This is a genomic window from Novosphingobium sp. B-7, assembly GCF_000410615.1.
GTDB lineage: Bacteria > Pseudomonadota > Alphaproteobacteria > Sphingomonadales > Sphingomonadaceae > Novosphingobium > Novosphingobium capsulatum.
Genome location: NZ_KE148389.1, coordinates 1 through 3,561, shown reverse-complemented (window position 1 = coordinate 3,561; position 3,561 = coordinate 1). Strand labels below are relative to the sequence as shown.

The 3,561-nt window shown below is 67.8% G+C and carries 4 protein-coding genes; all 4 read left to right on the top strand.

Going from position 1 to position 3,561, the window contains the following annotated elements; translation table 11 throughout:
- On the top strand, nt 1–901 hold a 901-nt coding region (locus tag H926_RS28170; protein WP_237741075.1), incomplete at its 5' end, for an amidase family protein.
- A gap of 8 nt (nt 902–909) precedes the next feature.
- Complete coding sequence (locus H926_RS0116290) at nt 910–2,223, top strand: solute carrier family 23 protein (RefSeq protein WP_022677263.1); 1,314 nt, start codon at nt 910–912, stop codon at nt 2,221–2,223.
- Between the two features lie 8 nt (nt 2,224–2,231).
- A complete protein-coding gene (locus H926_RS0116285; protein ID WP_028658121.1) occupies nt 2,232–3,167 on the top strand; it encodes a 5'-methylthioadenosine/S-adenosylhomocysteine nucleosidase in 936 nt (311 codons plus the stop codon).
- An 8-nt stretch (nt 3,168–3,175) separates the two neighbouring features.
- A partial coding sequence (locus H926_RS28165; protein WP_043609981.1) for a gamma-glutamyltransferase occupies nt 3,176–3,561 on the top strand: 386 nt, incomplete at its 3' end.

Genomic DNA, 3,561 nt, shown 5'->3' with positions numbered 1-3,561 from the left:
CGGATCGGCGGCCGTGGTGGCGGCCGGGCATCTGGCCTTTGCGCTGGGATCGGACACCAATGGCTCGATCCGCGTGCCGGCCAGCCTGTGCGGGCTTTATGGGCTGAAGCCCACGCATGCCGATCTGCCCGTGGATGGCACCTTTCCCTTTGCCCACAGCTTTGACGACATCGGGCCGTTTACTGGCAACCTGGCCGATCTGCGCGCGATCTGGACGATCCTGTCGGGCCATGCCGACGCCGCGCCGTTGGCGCCGCCGCGTGTGGGCATGCTGGGCGGTCGCTTTGCCGAAAACCTAGATCCGGCACAGCGCGTGGCGATCGCCGCTGTCGTGGGGCAGGGGCCGTGCCTCACCTTGCCCGATCTGGCGCGGTATCGTTCGGCGGCGTTCCTTATTACGGCCTATGAAGGCGGCAACCTGCACCGCGCCGACCTGGCGCGCGCGGCACTGGAATACGATCCCGCCGTGCGCGACCGGCTGATTGCCGGAAGCCTGCTGCCCCGCGCGCTCTATGATGCGGCGCAGGCGTTGCGGGCGCAGGCGCGGGCCGATATCGACGCGCTGTTCGAAGCGCAGGGCGTGGATGTGCTGGTCGCGCCCGCCGCACCCTGCGTCGCGCCGCTTATCGCCGATCCGCGCATCCTGATCGATGGCGCCATGGTGCCGGCGCGGGCCGATCTGGGCATTCATACCCAGCCGATCACGTTTCTGGGGCTGCCCGCGTTGTGCGTGCCCTTGGCGCGGCCCGGGCAATTGCCGCTGGGGCTGCAACTGATCGGCAGGCGCCATGGCGAAACGGCTCTTTTCGCGTGTGCACAAATGCTGGAAGAACAGGGCGTGGTCGGGGCAACCGCGCCGGGGGCACTCGCGCCGCAAGATTTCGCAGGGGAACGGCAATGACAGGTGGCATGGCGCAGCGGATCGGCGCCTATTTTGATTTTTCCGGGCGCGGCACGAACCTGCGCACCGAAGTGGTGGCGGGGGCCACCACGTTCCTGACCATGGCCTATATCGTGCTGGTCAATCCTTCGATCCTGGGTCAGGCGGGAATGCCGGTGGCGGCCGTGGCGGCGGCGACATGCTTTGCCGCGGCCTTTGCCTCGATCCTGATGGGGGTTGCCGCCAATACGCCGCTGGCCCTGGCACCGGGCATGGGCCTCAACGCCTATTTCGCGTTCACCGTGGTGGGGCAGATGCACGTGCCGTGGCAGGTGGGCCTGGGCTGCGTGATGATTTCGGGGCTGGTGTTCCTGATCCTGACGCTGACCGGGGTGCGCCAGCTGATCGTGGCAGTTATCCCGAATTATCTGTTTGCCGCCGTGGCCGGGGGCATCGGCCTGTTCATCGGCTTCATCGGGCTTAAGGATGCGGGCATTGTCGTGGGCAATCCGGCCACGCTGGTGGCGCTGGGCGATCTCAAGAGCGCGGGGCCGGCACTGGCGCTGCTGGGGCTGCTGATCATCGGCGTGCTGTCGGTGTGGAACGTGCGCGGCGCCATGCTGCTGGGCATCGTTGCCACCACGCTCGTCGGGTGGTTTGCCGGCATGGTTCACGTGGCGCCGCAGCCCTACTCGCTCGATGCGCTGACGGCCACCGCCTTCCAGCTCGATCTGCCCGGCGTGCTCAAGCTGTCGGGCGGGGTGGTCGAGATCGTCTTCGTGTTCCTGTTCGTCGATCTGTTCGACAATATCGGCACGCTCGTGGCCGTGACCAAGCGCGCCGGCCTGATGGACAAGGCGGGGCGCATTCCCGGCCTCAACCGCATTCTCATCACCGATGCCGTGGCTACCATGGTGGGCGCGCTGGCCGGCACCAGCACGGTGACGTCATACGTGGAAAGCGCGGCCGGCGTGCAGGCTGGCGGGCGCACCGGCCTGACCGCGATCGTCACCGGCGTGTTGTTCTTTGCCACGATGTTTGTAGCGCCCTATGCCCAGCTCGTGCCGCTGGCGGCCACCGCCCCGGCGCTGATCATCGTGGGCGGCCTGATGCTGCTGCCGTTGACCGAGGTGGAATGGGAAGACCCGATGGCGGCGATCCCGGCGTTCCTGACCGTGGCGATGATCCCGCTCACCTTCTCGATCGCCAATGGCCTGGCGCTGGGCATCACCGCCCATGCCGTGCTGACCCTGCTGCGCGGCCGGGCGCGCAAGAGCGACTGGTTCCTGTTCGTGCTGGCGGCGCTGTTCGTCGCCCGCTTCGTGTGGATGGGGGCAGCGTGATGCGGCGGATGAAAGCGATCCTGGCGGCCGCTGCCGCGCTGCTCGCCCTGCCGCAGGCCGCCCACGCCACGGCCACTGTGCTCGATCCCACGCCGCGTACGCTGGTACTCACCGCCTATGCCCCCGAATGGGAAGCCATGGCGGCGGTGATCACCCATGGCCGCCGCGTGAAGATCAACGATCGCGAGATCGTGCTGGGTACGCTGGCGGGGCGCCCGGTGATCCTGATGTCGAGTGGCGTCAGCATGGTCAATGCGGCGATGAACACCCAGCTGGCGATCGACCATTTCAAGGTCAAGCGCGTGGTCTTTTCCGGCGTGGCCGGCGGGGTGGACCCGGCGCTCAATATCGGGGACGTTGCCGTGCCCGAACACTGGGGCCAGTATCTGGAAGTGATGTTTGCCCGCCAGACCGACCACGGCTGGCAGACCCCGGCGCCAAGCCCGGCCGGCGCGCCGGAAAATTGGCAGTTCATCTTTCCCAATGGCACGCGCGTGGGCAATGCGGCGCAGCCTGCTACCAACCACATCCTGCTCGACGCTGATCCCGCGCTTGTCGCGCTGGCCCGCAAGGTGACTGCCGGCCTCACGCTCAAGCGCTGCGTGGCGCCTTCGTCCGGGATGAGCGCGGAGGCCAAGCTGTGCCTGCCGCATGATCCCAAGGTTGAGGTGGGCGGCACCGGCGTTTCGGCCGGCGTCTATGCCGACAATGCCCAATTCCGCGAATACCTGTTCCGCGCCTGGCATGCCCGCCTGCTCGACATGGAAAGCGCCGCGGTGATCCAGGTGGCCTATGCCAACCGCGTGCCGGCGATCGTGTTCCGCTCGCTGTCTGACCTGGCGGGCGGGGACGCCGATCGCAACATGGAATATGTGTTCGATCACCTGGCATCGGTAAACGCGGCCACGGTAGTACGCGCTTTCGTCGCTGGCCTGCCGGATTGAGCGGCGCCATGGCACGAACTCTTCACACCGTCAGCGGACGTGGCGGCATCGTGACGGCACCGCATTACCTGGCTGCAGAGGCCGGCCTCGATGTGCTGAAAGACGGCGGCAGCGCTGCGCAGGCGACAATCGCGGTCGCCGCGACGCTGGCGGTCGTCTATCCGCACATGACCGGGATCGGCGGCGATGGCTTCTGGCTGATCCGCGAGAGCGACGGCCGCGTTCATGGCGTGCATGGCGTGGGCGGCGCGGCGCAAGCGGCTGATCTGGCGCGCTATGCGGGGCATGCCACGGTGCCGTGGCGTGGGCCGCTGGCGGCGAATACCGTGGCGGGCACGCTGTCTGCCTGGCAGGCCGTGCTGGCCAGCGAACCGGCGCCACTGCCGCTCAGCCG

Excerpts from the sequence above, each read along its gene's own strand:
- H926_RS0116290 (WP_022677263.1), top strand. The coding sequence starts at position 910 with ATGGCGCAGCGGATCGGCGCCTATTTTGATTTTTCCGGGCGCGGCACG.
- H926_RS0116285 (WP_028658121.1), top strand. The coding sequence starts at position 2,232 with ATGAAAGCGATCCTGGCGGCCGCTGCCGCGCTGCTCGCCCTGCCGCAG.